The organism is Stenotrophomonas sp. 1L-E-5-B-C3, from assembly GCF_057292075.1.
In genome coordinates this window covers 1-16,556 of the sequence record NZ_JBXAWS010000035.1, presented here as the reverse complement: position 1 = coordinate 16,556, position 16,556 = coordinate 1, and the positions used below count along the sequence as shown (strand labels likewise).

Genomic DNA, 16,556 nt, shown 5'->3' with positions numbered 1-16,556 from the left:
GGCGCGGCGTCGATCGAGGAGTAGTCCTTGAACTCGCCACCGAAGCGCTCGGCACCGATCTTGGTCAGTGCGGCGGTCAGCGTGGTCTTGCCGTGATCGACGTGACCGATGGTGCCGACGTTGACGTGCGGCTTGGTGCGCTCGAACTTACCCTTTGCCATTGTTGTATACCTTGATTTTGTAAGTGGTTTTCAGGAGAGGCTGAGCGAGGCTCAGCCCTTCTTCATGACGGCTTCGGCGATGTTGTTCGGCGCCGGCTCGTAGTGATCGAATTCCATGGTGAAGGTGGCACGGCCCTGGGTCTGCGAACGCAGCGCAGTGGCGTAGCCGAACATTTCACCCAGCGGGATCATCGCGTTGATGATGCTGGCCGAACCGTCACCGGTGGTGTCGGAACCCTGCAGCACGCCGCGACGACGGCTGACGTCGCCCATCACGTCACCCTGGTAATCCTCCGGGGTCACGATCTCGACCTTCATGATCGGCTCCAGCAGAACCGGCTTGGCCTTGGCGAAGCCCTGCTTGAAGGCCATCGACGAAGCGAGCTTGAACGCCATTTCCGAGGAGTCGACGTCATGGTACGAGCCGAACACCAGCTTGACCTTGACATCCACCACCGGGAAGCCAGCCAGCGGACCGCTGGTGATGGTTTCGCGCAGGCCCTTTTCGATCGAAGGAATGAATTCCTTCGGGATCACGCCGCCGGTGATGTCATTGACGAACAGGAAGTCGTCCTTGATCGCCGGGGCCAGCTTGGCATCGGCACGGTCTGCAGCAGTCAGCGGCGACAGCTCGATCACGACGTGACCGTACTGACCCTTACCACCGGACTGCTTGGCGTGCTTGTAGTCCGACTTGACGTCGGCCAGGGTGATGGTTTCGCGGTAGGCCACCTGCGGCGCGCCGACGTTGGCTTCAACGTTGAACTCGCGCTTCAGGCGGTCGACGATGATGTCCAGGTGCAGCTCGCCCATGCCCGAGATGATGGTCTGGCCGGATTCTTCGTCGGTCTTGACGCGGAACGACGGATCTTCCTGCGCCAGACGACCCAGAGCCAGACCCATCTTTTCCTGGTCCGACTTGGTCTTCGGTTCGACAGCCATCGAGATCACCGGCTCCGGGAACGTCATGCGCTCCAGGATGATCGGCTGGTCGATCGAGCACAGGGTGTCACCGGTGGTGGTGTCCTTCAGGCCCACGGCAGCGGCGATGTCACCGGCCAGAACTTCCTTGATCTCTTCGCGGTTGTTCGAATGCATCTGCAGGATGCGGCCGATGCGCTCCTTCTTGCCCTTCACCGAGTTCAGCACGGTGTCGCCACCGTTCAGGGTGCCCGAGTAGACGCGGAAGAAGGTCAGCGCGCCGACGAACGGATCGGTGATGATCTTGAAGGCCAGCGACGAGAACGGAGCCTTGTCGTCCGACTTGCGGCTCATGGCGACGTTTTCGTCGTCCACGTCGGTACCGGTCACGTCCGGCACGTCGACCGGCGACGGCAGCAGCTGGATCACGCCGTCGAGCATGGCCTGCACGCCCTTGTTCTTGAACGCCGAGCCGCAGTACATCGGCACGATCTCGGTGGCCAGGGTACGGGTACGCAGCGCGTTGATGATTTCAGTCTCGGCCAGCTCTTCGCCGCCCAGGTACTTTTCCATCAGCTCTTCGTTGGCTTCAGCCGCGGCTTCGATCATGAAGGTACGGGCTTCTTCAGCCTTTTCCTGCAGGTCGGCCGGGATGTCGCCGTACTCGAACTTCATGCCCTGCGAGGCTTCATCCCAATGGATGGCCTTCATCTTCAGCAGGTCGACAACGCCCTTGAAGCCTTCTTCAGCGCCGATCGGCAGCTGCATCGGCACGGCGACGGCGCCGAGCTTTGCCTTCAGCTGGTCACGGACCTTGTAGAAGTTGGCACCGGTGCGGTCCATCTTGTTGACGAACGCGATGCGCGGCACCTTGTAACGGTTGGCCTGGCGCCACACGGTTTCCGACTGCGGCTGCACGCCACCGACGGCACACAGCACGAACACCGCACCGTCGAGCACGCGCAGCGAACGCTCGACTTCGATGGTGAAGTCAACGTGCCCGGGGGTGTCGATGATGTTGAAGCGGTGCTCCGGCAGGGACTTGTCCATGCCCTTCCAGAACGCGGTGGTCGCAGCGGACTGGATCGTGATGCCACGCTCCTGCTCCTGCTCCATCCAGTCCATGGTGGCGGCGCCGTCGTGCACTTCACCGATCTTGTGGCTCTTGCCGGTGTAGAACAGGATGCGCTCGGACGTGGTGGTCTTGCCGGCATCGATGTGGGCCATGATGCCGAAGTTACGGTAACGCTCGATGGGAGTGGAACGGGCCACGGGGAGCCTCTCAGATTTCTTGGATTTCGGATGGCCGAACGCCGCCTTGCGGCGGCCTTCGGATTGGCGCAGCCCTTCCGGGGCCGCGAGGCAGCACCGTAATGGTGCTGCCCTGCCTGTTTTACAAGGCCGTCAAACTCACCAGCGGTAGTGGGCGAATGCCTTGTTGGCTTCGGCCATGCGGTGGGTTTCTTCGCGCTTCTTGATGGCGCCGCCACGGTTTTCCGAGGCGTCGATCAGTTCGGCAGCCAGCTTCTTCGGCATGGTGTTCTCACCACGCTTGCGCGCGGAGTCGATCAGCCAGCGCATGGCCAGGGCCATCTTGCGCGACGAACGCACTTCGACCGGCACCTGGTAGGTGGCACCACCGACGCGGCGCGACTTGACTTCGACCGCCGGAGCGACGTTGTCCAGCGCCTTCTGCACCAGTTCAATGGCGTTGGCGCTGCTGTTCTTCTCGGTGATCACGTCCATGGCGCCATACACGATCTTTTCGGCGACGGACTTCTTGCCGCTCTGCATGACCATGTTGATGAAGCGGGCGATGGTTTCGCTTCCGTGCTTCGGATCGGGCAGGACGGAACGCTGCGGAGTATTACCCTTACGCGACATAGTGGTCTCTCCTTATGCCTTCGGACGCTTGGCGCCGTACTTGGAACGGGCCTGGCGACGCTTGGCAACGCCGGCGGCGTCGAGCGAACCACGGACGGTGTGGTAACGCACACCCGGCAGATCCTTGACGCGACCGCCACGGATCAGGACCACGGAGTGCTCCTGCAGGTTGTGGCCTTCACCACCGATGTAGGAGATCACCTCTTCCTGGTTGGTCAGGCGGACCTTGGCAACCTTGCGCAGAGCCGAGTTCGGCTTCTTCGGAGTGGTGGTGTAAACGCGGGTGCAGACGCCACGGCGCTGCGGGCACTTGTCGAGCGCCGGCGAGGCACTCTTGTACGTAGTAGCTTGCCGCGGCTTGCGGACCAGCTGGTTGATCGTCGCCATCAGTAGGTTCTTCTGATTGGTGGCCGGAAATCCGGCCAGAGATGCGGAAATGTTAAAGCAGGCCAAAATTCTGGCCTGCTGAGACAGACGATTGTAGCAACCTGCCAGGAACGCAGTCAAACGCGTCCTGTCAAGCCCGTCCCTGATCCCGGGACGTTACTGGGGGGCCTCCATGTACCCCGTTCAGGTTGGCCAGGTCGATCGCGGACGATCTCCCCTGCCCTTTCCCAATCCCATCGATGGACCGATGGGGTGGTCCGGCCTTGCGGCCGGACCGGTTACCTCATTCTTCGCCAGACGCCTGTTCAGCTTCGGCTTCAACGGCCGGCGCCTCGACTGCAGCCGGGGTGCCGGTCAGGGCCTGCATCTCCGAGTCGGTCAGACCCGAAGCGCCGCGGCGGCGGTTGCTGTGGTACGACAGACCGGTACCGGCCGGGATCAGGCGGCCGACGATCACGTTTTCCTTCAGGCCGCGCAGGTTGTCCTTGGTGCCGCGGACGGCAGCTTCGGTCAGCACGCGGGTGGTCTCCTGGAAGGAGGCCGCCGAGATGAACGACTCGGTTGCCAGCGAGGCCTTGGTGATACCCAGCAGCACCGGATCGAAGCGGGCGATCAGCTCGTTGCGGGCACCGAGGCGTGCATTCTCCTCGATAACGCGCTGGCGTTCGACCTGTTCGCCGTTCAGGAACTTGCTGCTGCCCTGATCGGTGATCTCGACCTTGCGCAGCATCTGGCGGGTGATCACCTCGATGTGCTTGTCGTTGATCTTCACGCCCTGCAGGCGGTACACGTCCTGGATTTCCTTGACCAGGTAGGCAGCCAGCGGCTCGACACCCAGCAGGCGCAGGATGTCCTGCGGGCTCGGCTCGCCGTCCACGATGGTTTCACCCTTGGTCACGTGTTCACCTTCGAACACGATCACCTGGCGGTACTTCGGAATCAGCTCTTCGTGCTCCGAACCATCGGTGTCCTTGATGATCAGGCGCTGCTTGCCCTTGGTGTCCTTGCCGAAGCTGATGATGCCCGAACGCTCGGCCAGCACCGCCGGATCCTTCGGCTTGCGCGCTTCGAACAGATCGGCCACGCGCGGCAGACCACCGGTGATGTCACGGGTCTTGGAGGCTTCCTGCGGGATCTTGGCAACCACGTCGCCCACGCCGACAGCGGCGCCGTCCTGCAGGTTGACGATCGAACGCGGCGGCAGCAGGTACTGCGCCGGCAGATCGGTACCCGGGATGGTCAGGTCGTTGCCCTTGGCGTCGACGATGCGGACGATCGGGCGCAGATCCTTGGCCTGGGCGCCGCGGCGCTTCGGGTCGGTGATCTCGCGCGAGGCCAGGCCGGTCAGCTCGTCGGTCTTCTCGATGACGGTGACGCCGTCGATGAAGTCGATGAAGCGGATGAAACCGGCCACTTCCGAAACGATCGGGTGGTTATGCGGATCCCAGTTGGCCACGGTCTGGCCAGCCTTCACTGCATCGCCATCCTTGGAGGCGATCATCGAGCCGTACGGCAGCTTGTAGCGCTCACGCTCACGGCCGTGAGCATCGAGCACCGAGATTTCGCCCGAACGCGACACTGCCACCAGCGAGCCATTGGCATGCTCGACCGACTTGAGGTTGCTGAACTTGACCGAGCCGGTGGTCTTGACGGTGATGTTGTCGACCGCAGCCGCACGCGACGCCGCACCACCGATGTGGAACGTACGCATGGTCAGCTGGGTACCCGGCTCACCGATGGACTGCGCGGCGATGACGCCGACCGCTTCACCGATGTTGACGATGTGGCCACGGGCCAGATCGCGGCCGTAGCAGCGACCGCAGACGCCGAAGGCGGATTCGCAGGAGATCGTCGAACGGACCTTGATGGTCTGCACGCCGGCATCTTCCAGCTTGGCCACCCACGCTTCGTCGAGCAGGGTGTTGCGGGTGACGATCGGATCTTCGTCGTTGCCCGGCAGGAACACGTCCTCGGCAACCACGCGACCCAGCACGCGATCCTTCAACGGCTCGACCACGTCGCCGCCTTCAACGATCGGGGTCATGATCAGGCCTTCGGTGGTACCGCAATCCACCTCAGTGATCACCACGTCCTGCGCCACGTCGACCAGACGACGGGTCAGGTAACCCGAGTTCGCGGTCTTCAGCGCGGTATCGGCCAGACCCTTACGGGCACCGTGGGTGGAGTTGAAGTACTCCTGCACGTTCAGGCCTTCGCGGAAGTTCGCCTTGATGGGCGTCTCGATGATCGAGCCATCGGGACGGGCCATCAGGCCACGCATGCCGGCCAGCTGACGGATCTGCGCCTGGCTACCACGGGCACCGGAGTCGGCCATGATGTACAGCGAGTTCATCGACTTCTGGTCGATGGTCTCACCCTTGGCATTGACGACCTTCTCGGTACCGATGGTGTCCATCATCGCCTTGGCGATGCGCTCATTGGTGCGCGACCAGATGTCGACCACCTTGTTGTAGCGCTCGCCGGCGGTGACCAGGCCCGACTGGTACTGCTCCTGGATTTCCAGCACTTCGGCTTCGGCCTCGGTGAGGATGCCCTTCTTCTCGTCCGGGATCAGCATGTCGTCGATGCCGATCGAGACGCCGGCGCGGGTCGCGTAGGCGAAGCCGGTGTACATCAGCTTGTCGGCGAACACGACCGTGTCCTTCAGACCCAGCTGGCGGTAGCTGGAGTTGATCAGGCGGCTGATGTTCTTCTTGGTCAGCTCGGTGTTGGCCAGCGCGAACGGCAGGCCTTCCGGCAGGATTTCAGCCAGCAGGGCGCGACCGATCGTGGTGTCCACGATCGAGGTCTTGTCCTGCTTGATGCCGTCTTCGTCGGTCACCACCTCGGTGATGCGGACCTTGACGCGTGCGTGCAGTTCCACCACGCGGTTGTCGTAGGCGCGCTTGACTTCGGCGATGTTGGCGAAGGCCATGCCCTCGCCCTTCTTGTTTTCCAGCGAGCGGGTCATGTAGTACAGACCCAGCACGACGTCCTGCGACGGCACGATGATCGGCTCGCCGTTGGCCGGCGACAGGATGTTGTTGGTCGACATCATCAGCGCACGCGCTTCCAGCTGGGCTTCCAGCGAGAGCGGCACGTGGACGGCCATCTGGTCACCGTCGAAGTCGGCGTTGAACGCGGTGCAGACCAGCGGGTGCAGCTGGATGGCCTTGCCTTCGATCAGCACCGGCTCGAACGCCTGGATGCCCAGACGGTGCAGGGTCGGCGCACGGTTCAGCATCACCGGATGTTCGCGGATGACCTCTTCCAGGATGTCCCAGACTTCGGCTTCTTCGCGCTCGACCAGCTTCTTGGCGGCCTTGATGGTGGTGGCCAGGCCACGACGCTGCAGCTTGGCGAACACGAACGGCTTGAACAGTTCGAGCGCCATCTTCTTCGGCAGGCCGCACTGGTGCAGGCGCAGGTACGGACCGACCACGATGACCGAACGGCCCGAGTAGTCGACGCGCTTGCCGAGCAAGTTCTGGCGGAAGCGGCCCTGCTTGCCCTTGATCATGTCGGCCAGCGACTTCAGCGGGCGCTTGTTGGTGCCGGTGATGGCACGGCCGCGACGGCCGTTGTCCAGCAGCGCATCGACCGATTCCTGCAGCATGCGCTTTTCATTGCGCACGATGATGTCCGGCGCGCTCAGTTCGAGCAGGCGGCGCAGGCGGTTGTTGCGGTTGATGACGCGGCGGTACAGGTCGTTCAGGTCGGAGGTCGCGAAGCGGCCGCCATCCAGCGGCACCAGCGGACGCAGGTCCGGCGGCAGCACCGGCAGCACGGTCATGACCATCCACTCCGGACGGTTGCCCGATTCCAGGAAGGCTTCGATCAGCTTGATGCGCTTGGTGAGGCGCTTGAGCTTGGTTTCCGAACCGGTGCTGGCGATTTCTTCGCGCAGGCGGGTCATCTCCGACTGCAGGTCGATGGTGCGCAGCAGCTCGTACACGGCCTCGGCGCCCATGGCGGCGTCGAAGTCGTCACCGTGCTCCTGGCGGGCCTGCAGGTACTGTTCTTCGGTCAGCAGCTGGCGGCGCTCCAGGGCGGTCAGGCCCGGCTCGGTCACCACATACGCTTCGAAGTACAGCACGCGCTCGATGTCGCGCAGGGTCATGTCCAGCATCAGGCCGATGCGCGACGGCAGCGACTTCAGGAACCAGATGTGCGCGACCGGCGAAGCCAGGTCGATGTGGCCCATGCGCTCGCGGCGCACCTTGGCCAGGGTCACTTCGGTGCCGCACTTCTCGCACACGACACCACGGTGCTTCATGCGCTTGTACTTGCCGCACAGGCACTCGTAGTCCTTCACCGGGCCGAAGATGGCGGCGCAGAACAGGCCGTCACGTTCCGGCTTGAAGGTACGGTAGTTGATGGTTTCCGGCTTCTTCACTTCGCCGAAGGACCACGAACGGATCAGGTCCGGCGAAGCCAGCGCGATCTTGATCGCGTCGAAGTCCAGCGTCTGGCGCTGCTGGTTGAAGAGGTTGAGCAGGTCTTTCATGGTGTTCTCCAGAAGGAGGAATGCTGTGTCGATGGGCTTTCAGTTGACTGCCAGCGGCGCGGCGGCGGACCGCCGCGCCGGCATGGATCAGTTGTCTTCCAGTTCCATGTTGATGGCCAGCGAGCGGATTTCCTTCACGAGCACGTTGAAGGATTCCGGCATGCCCGCGACCATCTCGTGCTCACCGTCGACGATGTTCTTGTACATCTGGTTGCGGCCCTGCACGTCATCGGACTTCACCGTCAGCATTTCCTGCAGGGTGTAGGCCGCGCCGTAGGCTTCCAGCGCCCAGACTTCCATTTCACCGAAGCGCTGGCCGCCGAACTGCGCCTTGCCGCCCAGCGGCTGCTGGGTGACGAGCGAGTACGGACCGGTCGAACGGGCGTGCATCTTGTCGTCGACCAGGTGGTTCAGCTTCAGGTAGTGCATGTAACCGACGGTGGTGTGGCGATCGAACGCTTCACCGGTGCGGCCGTCGTACAGCTGGGTCTGGCCACTGCTCGGCAGGTCGGCCAGTTCCAGCATGCGCTTGATTTCCGCTTCGGTGGCGCCGTCGAACACCGGGGTGGCCATCGGCACGCCGTCGGTGAGGTTACGCGCCAGACGCAGCAGCTCCTCGTCGCTGAACTGCGACAGGTCGACACGGTTGGCCACGTTGGTGTCATCGTGGTTGTAGATGTCGTCCAGGAACTTGCGCAGGTCGGCAACCGCCGCCTGGGCTTCCATCATCGCCTGGATCTTGCGGCCCAGGCCCTTGGCCGCCCAGCCCAGATGCACTTCCAGGATCTGGCCGATGTTCATACGCGACGGCACGCCCAGCGGGTTCAGCACGATGTCCACGGTCTCGCCCGAGGCCATGTACGGCATGTCCTCGACCGGCACCACGTTGGACACCACACCCTTGTTGCCGTGGCGGCCTGCCATCTTGTCGCCCGGCTGGATGCGGCGCTTCACGGCCAGGAACACCTTGACCATCTTCAGCACGCCCGGGGCGAGGTCGTCGCCGGCGGTGATCTTGCCGCGCTTGTCGGCGAAGCGACGCTCGAATTCCTTCTCGTGCGCCTGGATCTGCTTCTGCGCGCGCTCGATGGCTTCCGAAGCGTCCTCGTCCTTCATGCGCAGGGCGAACCAGTCAGCCTTCTTCAGGCCGTCCAGGAACGCGTCGCTGATGACGTCGCCCTTCTTCAGGCCAGCGCCACCGTTGACCACCTTGCCCACGATCTGCGAGCGCAGACGCATGTAGATGGCCGCTTCCAGGATGCGGAACTGGTCGTCGAAGTCCTTTTTGACGCGCTTGATTTCAGACTCTTCGATCTGACGGGCGCGCTTGTCCTTCTCGATGCCGTCGCGGGTGAAGACCTGCACATCGATGACGGTGCCGTCCATGCCCGGCGGCACGCGCAGCGAGCTGTCCTTCACGTCCGACGCCTTCTCGCCGAAGATCGCGCGCAGCAGCTTCTCTTCCGGGGTCAGCTGGCTTTCGCCCTTCGGGGTGACCTTGCCGACCATGATGTCGCCGGCGCGGACTTCGGCACCGATGTACACCACGCCGCTTTCGTCCAGGCGGTTCAGCGCCTGCTCGGAAACGTTCGGGATGTCGGCGGAGATTTCCTCCGGCCCCAGCTTGGTATCACGCGCGACGCAGGTCAGCTCTTCGATGTGGATCGTGGTGTAGCGATCCTCTTCCACCACGCGCTCGGAAAGCAGGATGGAGTCTTCGAAGTTGTAGCCGTTCCACGGCATGAACGCGATCAGCATGTTCTGGCCCAGGGCCAGTTCGCCGATGTCGGTGGACGGACCGTCGGCCAGCACGTCGCCGCGGGCGATGATGTCACCCACCTGGACCAGCGGACGCTGGTTGATGCAGGTGTTCTGGTTCGAACGGGTGTACTTGACCAGGTTGTAGATGTCGACGCCGGCGTCGGTGGCACCGACGATTTCTTCCTCGACCACCTTGACCACGATGCGGGCGGCATCGATCTGCACGATCTCGCCACCACGACGGGCATTCACGGTCACACCGGAGTCACGCGCCACGGCACGCTCGATGCCGGTACCGACCAGCGGCTTCTGAGCACGCAGGGTCGGCACGGCCTGACGCTGCATGTTGGCGCCCATCAGTGCACGGTTGGCGTCATCGTGCTCCAGGAACGGAACCAGCGCGGCCGCGATCGACACGGTCTGCATCGGCGAGACGTCCATGAAGTGGACTTCCGCCGGCGGCTTCAGCAGCGATTCGCCCTGGAAGCGGCAAGGAACGAACTGTTCGGTCAGCACGCTGTCGGCATTGGTCAGCGCGTTGGCCTGCGCAATGACGTACTCGTTTTCTTCGATCGCCGACAGGAACTCGACTTCGTCATAGACCTTGCCGTCCACGACCTTGCGGTACGGGGTCTCGAGGAAACCGTACTGGTTGGTGCGGGCGTACACGGCCAGCGAGTTGATCAGGCCGATGTTCGGGCCTTCCGGGGTTTCGATGGTGCAGACGCGGCCGTAATGGGTCGGGTGCACGTCGCGCACTTCGAAGCCGGCGCGCTCACGGGTCAGACCGCCCGGGCCCAGGGCCGAGACGCGACGCTTGTGGGTCACTTCCGACAGCGGGTTGTTCTGGTCCATGAACTGCGACAGCTGCGAGGAGCCGAAGAACTCCTTGATGGCAGCGGCGACCGGCTTGGCGTTGATCAGCTCCTGCGGGGTCAGGCCTTCGGACTCGGCCATCGACAGGCGCTCCTTGACCGCGCGCTCGACGCGGACCAGGCCCACGCGGAACACGTTCTCGGCCATTTCGCCGACCGAACGCACGCGACGGTTGCCCAGGTGATCGATGTCATCGACCACGCCACGACCGTTGCGGATCTCGGTCAGGACCTTGATCACGTCCAGGATGTCGGAGCTGTCGCCATGGGCGGCAACCAGGCGCTTGGACTCTTCGTCGTTGCGCTCGCCGTAGTACTTGCGGTCGTACAGCACGGCTTCGCCGGTGGTTTCCTTGCGGCCCACGCGACGGTTGAACTTCATGCGGCCGACCGCGGACAGGTCGTAGCGCTCGAAGGTGAAGAACAGGTTGTGGAACAGGTTCTGCGCGGCGTCCTTGGTCGGCGGTTCGCCCGGACGCATCATGCGGTAGATCTCGACCAGGGCTTCCAGCTGGGTCTTGGTCGGGTCGATGCGCAGGGTGTTGGACAGGTACGGGCCACGATCCAGGTCGTTCACCCACAGGGTGCCCACGGCATCCACGCCGGCCTTGCGGAAGGCCTGCAGCTGCTCGTCGGTGATCTCGTCGTTGGCCTGGGCCAGCAGTTCGCCGGTCGAAGCATCGACCACGTCGTGCGACAGGATGCGGCCGACGATGTAGTCGTCCGGCACGGCCAGGGCGGCGATGCCCGAGGCTTCCAGCTGCTTGATGTGGCGCGCGGTGATGCGCTTGCCGGCTTCCACGATGACCTTGTCGCCGTCGGCGAGGTCGAAGCCCAGGGTTTCGCCGCGCAGGCGCTCCGGCACCAGCTCCAGCTGGACGCCTTCATCCGGGTTGATGTGGAAGGTGTTGATCTCGAAGAACTCAGCCAGCATCTCTTCGTTGCTGTAGCCAAGCGCGCGCAGCAGGATCGACACCGGCAGCTTGCGGCGACGGTCGATACGGGTGAACAGCGCGTCCTTCGGGTCGAACTCGAAGTCCAGCCAGGAACCGCGGTAAGGAATGATGCGGGCGCTGTACAGCAGCTTGCCCGAGCTGTGGGTCTTGCCACGGTCGTGGTCGAAGAACACGCCCGGCGAACGGTGCAGCTGCGAGACGATGACGCGCTCGGTGCCGTTGACGATGAAGGTGCCGTTCTCGGTCATCAGCGGGATTTCACCCAGATAGACCTCCTGCTCCTTCACGTACTTGATGGCCTTGGTCGACGACTCACGGTCGTAGATCACCAGGCGCACGGTCACGCGCAGAGGGGCGCCGTAGCTCATGCCACGCTGGCGGCACTCACGCTCGTCGAAGACCGGTTCGCCCAGCTTGTAGCCGACGTATTCCAGGGCAGCATTGCCGCTGTAGCTGGCGATCGGGAAGACCGACTTCAGCGCAGCGTGCAGGCCGTGGTCCGTGCGCTTGGCCGGATCGACGTTTTCCTGCAGGAATTCACGGTAGGAATCCACCTGGATGGCGAGCAGGAACGGCACTTCGAGAATCGAACGCTGCTTGCCGAAATCCTTGCGGATACGCTTTTTTTCGGTGAACGAATAGGACGTCATGAGGTCTTCCACCTTGTTGTGCGGATCGTGCGCCCACGATCCGAAGGGAACTTGAAATTGTCAGTTGGAAGTCGCTGGTATTGCCGGCACCAGCACGCCTTCTCCCGCTACTTCCAACTGCCAACTCGTCTGCTACCACGCCCCTGCTGCCGCGCTCTGCGCTGGCCGGCCGGGGTTTGACTGCAGCCCGTGTTGGGCTTTTTTCTGCATCTGGAACGGTAGAGCCGACTGTTAGTCGACTTTTTTCACAGCAGTCGACTAACAGTCGACTCTACCCGTACCGCAACAACGACCAAAGGCCGGGGGCTTACGCCCCCAGCCTTGGCTGCATCGCCGTGAATCGATGACGATGCAAAGGAAGTGCTTACTTGACTTCGACAGTCGCGCCAGCAGCTTCCAGGTCCTTCTTCATCTTCTCGGCTTCGTCCTTCGAAGCGGCATCCTTCAGGACGCCACCGGCTTCGGCCAGGTCCTTCGCTTCCTTCAGGCCCAGGCCGGTGATGGCGCGGACGGCCTTGATGACTTCGACCTTCTTGTCGCCGGCCGACTTCAGGGTGACGGTGAACTCGGTCTGCTCTTCAACAGCAGCGGCCGGGCCAGCGGCAGCAGCCACGGCAACCGGAGCAGCGGCGGAGACGCCGAACTTCTCTTCGATGGCCTTGACCAGCTCCATCACTTCCATCAGGGACTTCTCGGCGATGGCGTCGACGATCTGTTCGTTGGTAAGGGACATGATAAATACCTTTGGATGATTTTCTGGGTTGAGGTTCCGTCAGGAACCACGGTAAGTCGAAACTCAGGCGGTCTCGGCGGCCGGCTCAGCAGCGTCGGCGGCGACGTCGCCACCATTCTGCTTGTCGCCGATTGCCTTGATGGCGCGGGCGAACATCGTGACCGGCTCGGTCAGGACGCGGGCCAGCATTGCCAGGGCCTGGTCGCGGGTCGGCAGCGAGGCCAGCACGTCGACATGGCTTGCCGGGAACACTTCACCACCGATGGCGACGACCTTAGCCTTCAGCTTGTCGTTGCCCTTGGCAGCTTCCTTGATCAGGCGACCGGCTGCGCCGGGCTCCTCAAGCGAGAACGCGTACAGCAGCGGACCAACCATCTGGTCCTGGGCGACTGCGAACTCGGTGCCTTCAACGGCGCGCGAAGCCAGGGTGTTCTTGACAACTTTCAAGAAAACACCGGTTTCACGAGCCTGCTTGCGCATCGCGGTCATCTGGGCGACCGTGGTGCCAGCGTATTCGGCTGCGATCAAGGAGTGGGCCTTGGCGGCGATGTCTGCCAGCTCGGCGACTACTTCTTGCTTCTGGGACAGATTGAGAGCCATTGCACTCCTCCTATTGAACTCCGCTTACGGCTCCTGCCGTGTGCGGTCCTGTGCAGCATCCGTCCTGGACGCCGGGAACATCGGAATGATGTTCCGGGGGGTGGGCCGTTCCAGACCTGGAGGCAATCAGGGAAATCCCAGACATGCGTGAACCAGAAAAACTCCAGAAGGGCACCATCTACGCAGGGTGATTCCGGGGAATCGATTAAGCGCTCATGACTGCTCCGGCGGCGACTCCCTGCCAGTTCGAGCTTCCGTGCCCGTCGCCGGTATTGCCATGACCGCGCCTGCGGTCTTTGACGGCTACCACCGGCGATGTACTGCCGGCGATGCCTTCAAATGTCACGGTCACGGCACCCAGGGCACCGTGACCGCTTGAAACAATTACTTCAGGGTCAGCGACGACTGGTCGACGGTGACGCCCGGGCCCATCGTCGAGCTGACCGAAACCTTCTGCAGGTAGGTGCCCTTCGAGGTGGCCGGCTTGGCCTTGATCAGGTCCAGCAGCAGCGCGGTCAGGTTCGACTTCAGCGCGTCTTCGGCGAAGTCGGCCTTGCCGATGGTGCAGTGGATGATGCCGGCCTTGTCGGTGCGGTAGCGCACCTGACCCGACTTGGCATTCTTCACGGCTTCACCCGGGTTCGGGGAAACGGTGCCGACCTTCGGGTTCGGCATCAGGCCGCGCGGGCCCAGCACGGTGCCCAGCTTACCGACGACGCGCATGGCGTCCGGGGTCGCGATGACGACGTCGTAGTTCAGATCGCCGGCCTGCATCTTCTCGGCCAGATCGTCCATACCGACGGCTTCGGCGCCAGCGGCCAGGGCTTCGTCAGCCTTGGCACCGGCCGGAGCGAACACGGCGACGCGGACCGACTTGCCGGTACCGGCCGGCAGCACGGTGGAGCCACGGACCTGCTGGTCGGACTTCTTCGCATCGACGCCCAGGCGCACGGACACGTCGATCGACTCGACGAACTTGGCCTTGGTGGCGGTCTTCAGGATGTTGATCGCGTCCTCGAAGGCGTATGCCTTGCCCGGAACGACGGCGGCCTTGATGGCCTTCTCACGCTTGGTCTGTGCCATCTTCTTAACCCTCCACCACGAGGCCCATGGAACGGGCAGAGCCAGCGATGGTACGCACGGCGGCGTCCAGGTCGGCGGCAGTCAGATCCGGTTCCTTCGCCTTGGCGATCTCTTCCAGCTGCTTACGGGTGACCTTGCCGACCTTCTCGGTGTTCGGGCGCTTGGAGCCCGACGAGATGCCAGCGGCCTTCTTCAGCAGGGTGGTGGCCGGGGTGCTCTTGGTGATGAAGGTGAACGTACGGTCCGAGTAGGCCGTGATGATCACCGGAACCGGCAGACCCGGCTCGAGCTTCTGCGTGGCAGCGTTGAACGCCTTGCAGAATTCCATGATGTTCAGGCCGCGCTGACCCAGCGCAGGACCGACCGGCGGCGAGGGGTTGGCCTGACCGGCCTTCACCTGCAGCTTGATGTAACCGACAACTTTCTTTGCCATGAGTATGCTCTCCGGGTGCTAGCGCCTTGCGACAACAGGCTCCCCATCGGACCGGGAATCACGCGTCCCGGCATCGCGTTTTGAAATCATGCTGAAGGCCACCTTGCGGCGGCCTCGTCCTGCTGGCTTCCCAGCGGGGAGCCGCGCACTATATCAGGTTTTTTCTTCACATGCCTGAAGCAGCACATAAACGAAGGAAACCGGGCCAAGCCCGGTTCCCCTTGTAGAGTCGAGCCATGCTCGACCGCACCGCCATCCGGCGCCAAGAGTCGAGCACGGCTCGACTCTACAGCCGGATCAGACGGCCTTTTCGACCTGGCCGAACTCGAGCTCGACCGGGGTGGCACGACCGAAGATCAGCACCGAGACGCGCAGACGGCTCTTCTCGTAATTGACTTCTTCGACGACGCCATTGAAATCGTTGAACGGACCGTCGGTAACGCGGACCATCTGGCCCGGCTCGAACAGCACCTTCGGACGCGGCTTCTCGACACCTTCCTGAACGCGGTTCAGGATGGCTTCGGCCTCGGAATCAGCGATCGGCAGCGGACGATCGGCGGTACCGCCAATGAAGCCCATGACGCGCGGAGTTTCCTTGACCAGGTGCCAGCTTTCGTTATCGATGCGCGGAATGCCCGCTTCTTCGTGGGTCTCGATCTGGACCAGCACGTAACCCGGGAAGAACTTGCGCTCGGAGCGGCGCTTCTGGCCGGCGCGCATCTCGATCACTTCCTCGGTCGGAACCAGGACGTCGCCGAAGCGCTCTTCCATGCCGTCACGGACGATGCGATCGCGCAGAGCCTGCGCCACCGACTTCTCGAAGCCCGAATAGGCGTGAACGACGTACCAACGCTTCATGCAATTCTCCTTAGCGGCTCAGGAACCACTGAGTCAGTTTCTGGATCAGGAAGTCGAAGCCACCCAGCAGCAGGCTGAGGATGAGCACCACGACGATCACGACCCAGGTCATGCGGACGGCTTCCTGGCGCGTCGGCCAGACCACCTTGCGCAGTTCAAAGCGCGACTCGGAGAGGAATTCGCGGGTGTCGCGCCCCTTGCCGGTCAGCATGAACACGCCGATACCGCCAACCAGACCGACCACAACCGCCAACGCACGCAGCTGACCCGCCCACGCACCCAGCTGGGCGGCGCGACCGGAGTCGGCAGAGAACCAGAACCAGACGAACAGACCCGCCAGCACCAGCAGTGATGCGGCAACGTACTTGACGATATCCCCACCGTTGGCGGAGTTGTCTTTGGAATGTTCGATCTTGCTATTCATCCGGCTGTGTCTGCTTTAGCGGCCCAGGCCGCTGGATAAGGTGGGCAGATGGCACGCCAGGAGGGACTCGAACCCCCAACCTGCGGTTTTGGAGACCGCTGCTCTGCCAATTGAGCTACTGGCGTACGTGATAAAACTTGCCTTCCCTTAGACGGCGAAGGCGGACCGAGGTTCCCGGCCCGCCATTCGCGTAACCGGCGGCGCTATGCAACCGCCGGTACTGCAGGCTTACTCGATGATCTTCGAGACCACGCCGGCGCCGACGGTACGGCCGCCTTCGCGGATGGCGAAGCGCAGGCCTTCGTCCATTGCCACCGGGTTGA

Annotated in this window: 13 protein-coding genes and 1 tRNA gene; all 14 read right to left on the bottom strand. The window is 63.1% G+C overall.

The window, feature by feature from the left end:
• On the bottom strand, positions 1-161 hold a 161-nt coding region (locus AC0Z6F_RS22355), incomplete at its 3' end, for a GTP-binding protein (RefSeq protein ID WP_353761873.1).
• A 51-nt stretch (positions 162-212) separates the two neighbouring features.
• Complete coding sequence (gene fusA, locus AC0Z6F_RS22350) at positions 213-2,354, bottom strand: elongation factor G (RefSeq protein WP_448122602.1); 2,142 nt, start codon at positions 2,352-2,354, stop codon at positions 213-215.
• 138 nt (positions 2,355-2,492) lie between these two features.
• A complete protein-coding gene (gene rpsG, locus AC0Z6F_RS22345; protein ID WP_004145321.1) occupies positions 2,493-2,966 on the bottom strand; it encodes a 30S ribosomal protein S7 in 474 nt (157 codons plus the stop codon).
• Positions 2,967-2,978: 12 nt separating this feature from the next.
• Positions 2,979-3,353, bottom strand: coding sequence for a 30S ribosomal protein S12 (gene rpsL, locus AC0Z6F_RS22340; RefSeq protein ID WP_004145320.1), 375 nt, complete (start codon positions 3,351-3,353; stop codon positions 2,979-2,981).
• A gap of 283 nt (positions 3,354-3,636) precedes the next feature.
• The gene (gene rpoC / locus AC0Z6F_RS22335; RefSeq protein WP_485618585.1) at positions 3,637-7,860 is read right to left on the bottom strand and encodes a DNA-directed RNA polymerase subunit beta'; all 4,224 of its coding nucleotides are present in this window, start codon (positions 7,858-7,860) and stop codon (positions 3,637-3,639) included.
• 87 nt (positions 7,861-7,947) lie between these two features.
• Positions 7,948-12,102: a DNA-directed RNA polymerase subunit beta gene (gene rpoB / locus AC0Z6F_RS22330; RefSeq protein WP_004145255.1), complete on the bottom strand. Its 4,155-nt coding sequence runs from the start codon at positions 12,100-12,102 to the stop codon at positions 7,948-7,950.
• 364 nt (positions 12,103-12,466) lie between these two features.
• The gene (gene rplL, locus AC0Z6F_RS22325) at positions 12,467-12,835 is read right to left on the bottom strand and encodes a 50S ribosomal protein L7/L12 (RefSeq protein ID WP_004145253.1); all 369 of its coding nucleotides are present in this window, start codon (positions 12,833-12,835) and stop codon (positions 12,467-12,469) included.
• Positions 12,836-12,898: 63 nt separating this feature from the next.
• Positions 12,899-13,435, bottom strand: a complete 537-nt coding sequence (gene rplJ / locus AC0Z6F_RS22320) for a 50S ribosomal protein L10 (protein WP_004145252.1) — start codon at positions 13,433-13,435, stop codon at positions 12,899-12,901.
• A 384-nt stretch (positions 13,436-13,819) separates the two neighbouring features.
• Complete coding sequence (rplA, locus tag AC0Z6F_RS22315) at positions 13,820-14,518, bottom strand: 50S ribosomal protein L1 (RefSeq protein WP_004145250.1); 699 nt, start codon at positions 14,516-14,518, stop codon at positions 13,820-13,822.
• A 4-nt stretch (positions 14,519-14,522) separates the two neighbouring features.
• Positions 14,523-14,951, bottom strand: a complete 429-nt coding sequence (rplK, locus tag AC0Z6F_RS22310) for a 50S ribosomal protein L11 (protein ID WP_004145248.1) — start codon at positions 14,949-14,951, stop codon at positions 14,523-14,525.
• Positions 14,952-15,248: 297 nt separating this feature from the next.
• Positions 15,249-15,809 carry a transcription termination/antitermination protein NusG gene (gene nusG / locus AC0Z6F_RS22305; protein ID WP_004145203.1) on the bottom strand — a complete coding sequence of 187 codons (561 nt, stop codon included), beginning with the start codon at positions 15,807-15,809 and terminating at the stop codon, positions 15,249-15,251.
• A gap of 10 nt (positions 15,810-15,819) precedes the next feature.
• Positions 15,820-16,233 (bottom strand): preprotein translocase subunit SecE, encoded by a 414-nt coding sequence (gene secE, locus AC0Z6F_RS22300; protein WP_004145202.1) that lies wholly within the window; start codon positions 16,231-16,233, stop codon positions 15,820-15,822.
• Between the two features lie 49 nt (positions 16,234-16,282).
• Positions 16,283-16,358: transfer RNA gene (locus AC0Z6F_RS22295), tRNA-Trp, on the bottom strand.
• A gap of 103 nt (positions 16,359-16,461) precedes the next feature.
• On the bottom strand, positions 16,462-16,556 hold a 95-nt coding region (locus AC0Z6F_RS22290), incomplete at its 5' end, for an EF-Tu C-terminal domain-related protein (RefSeq protein WP_074726645.1).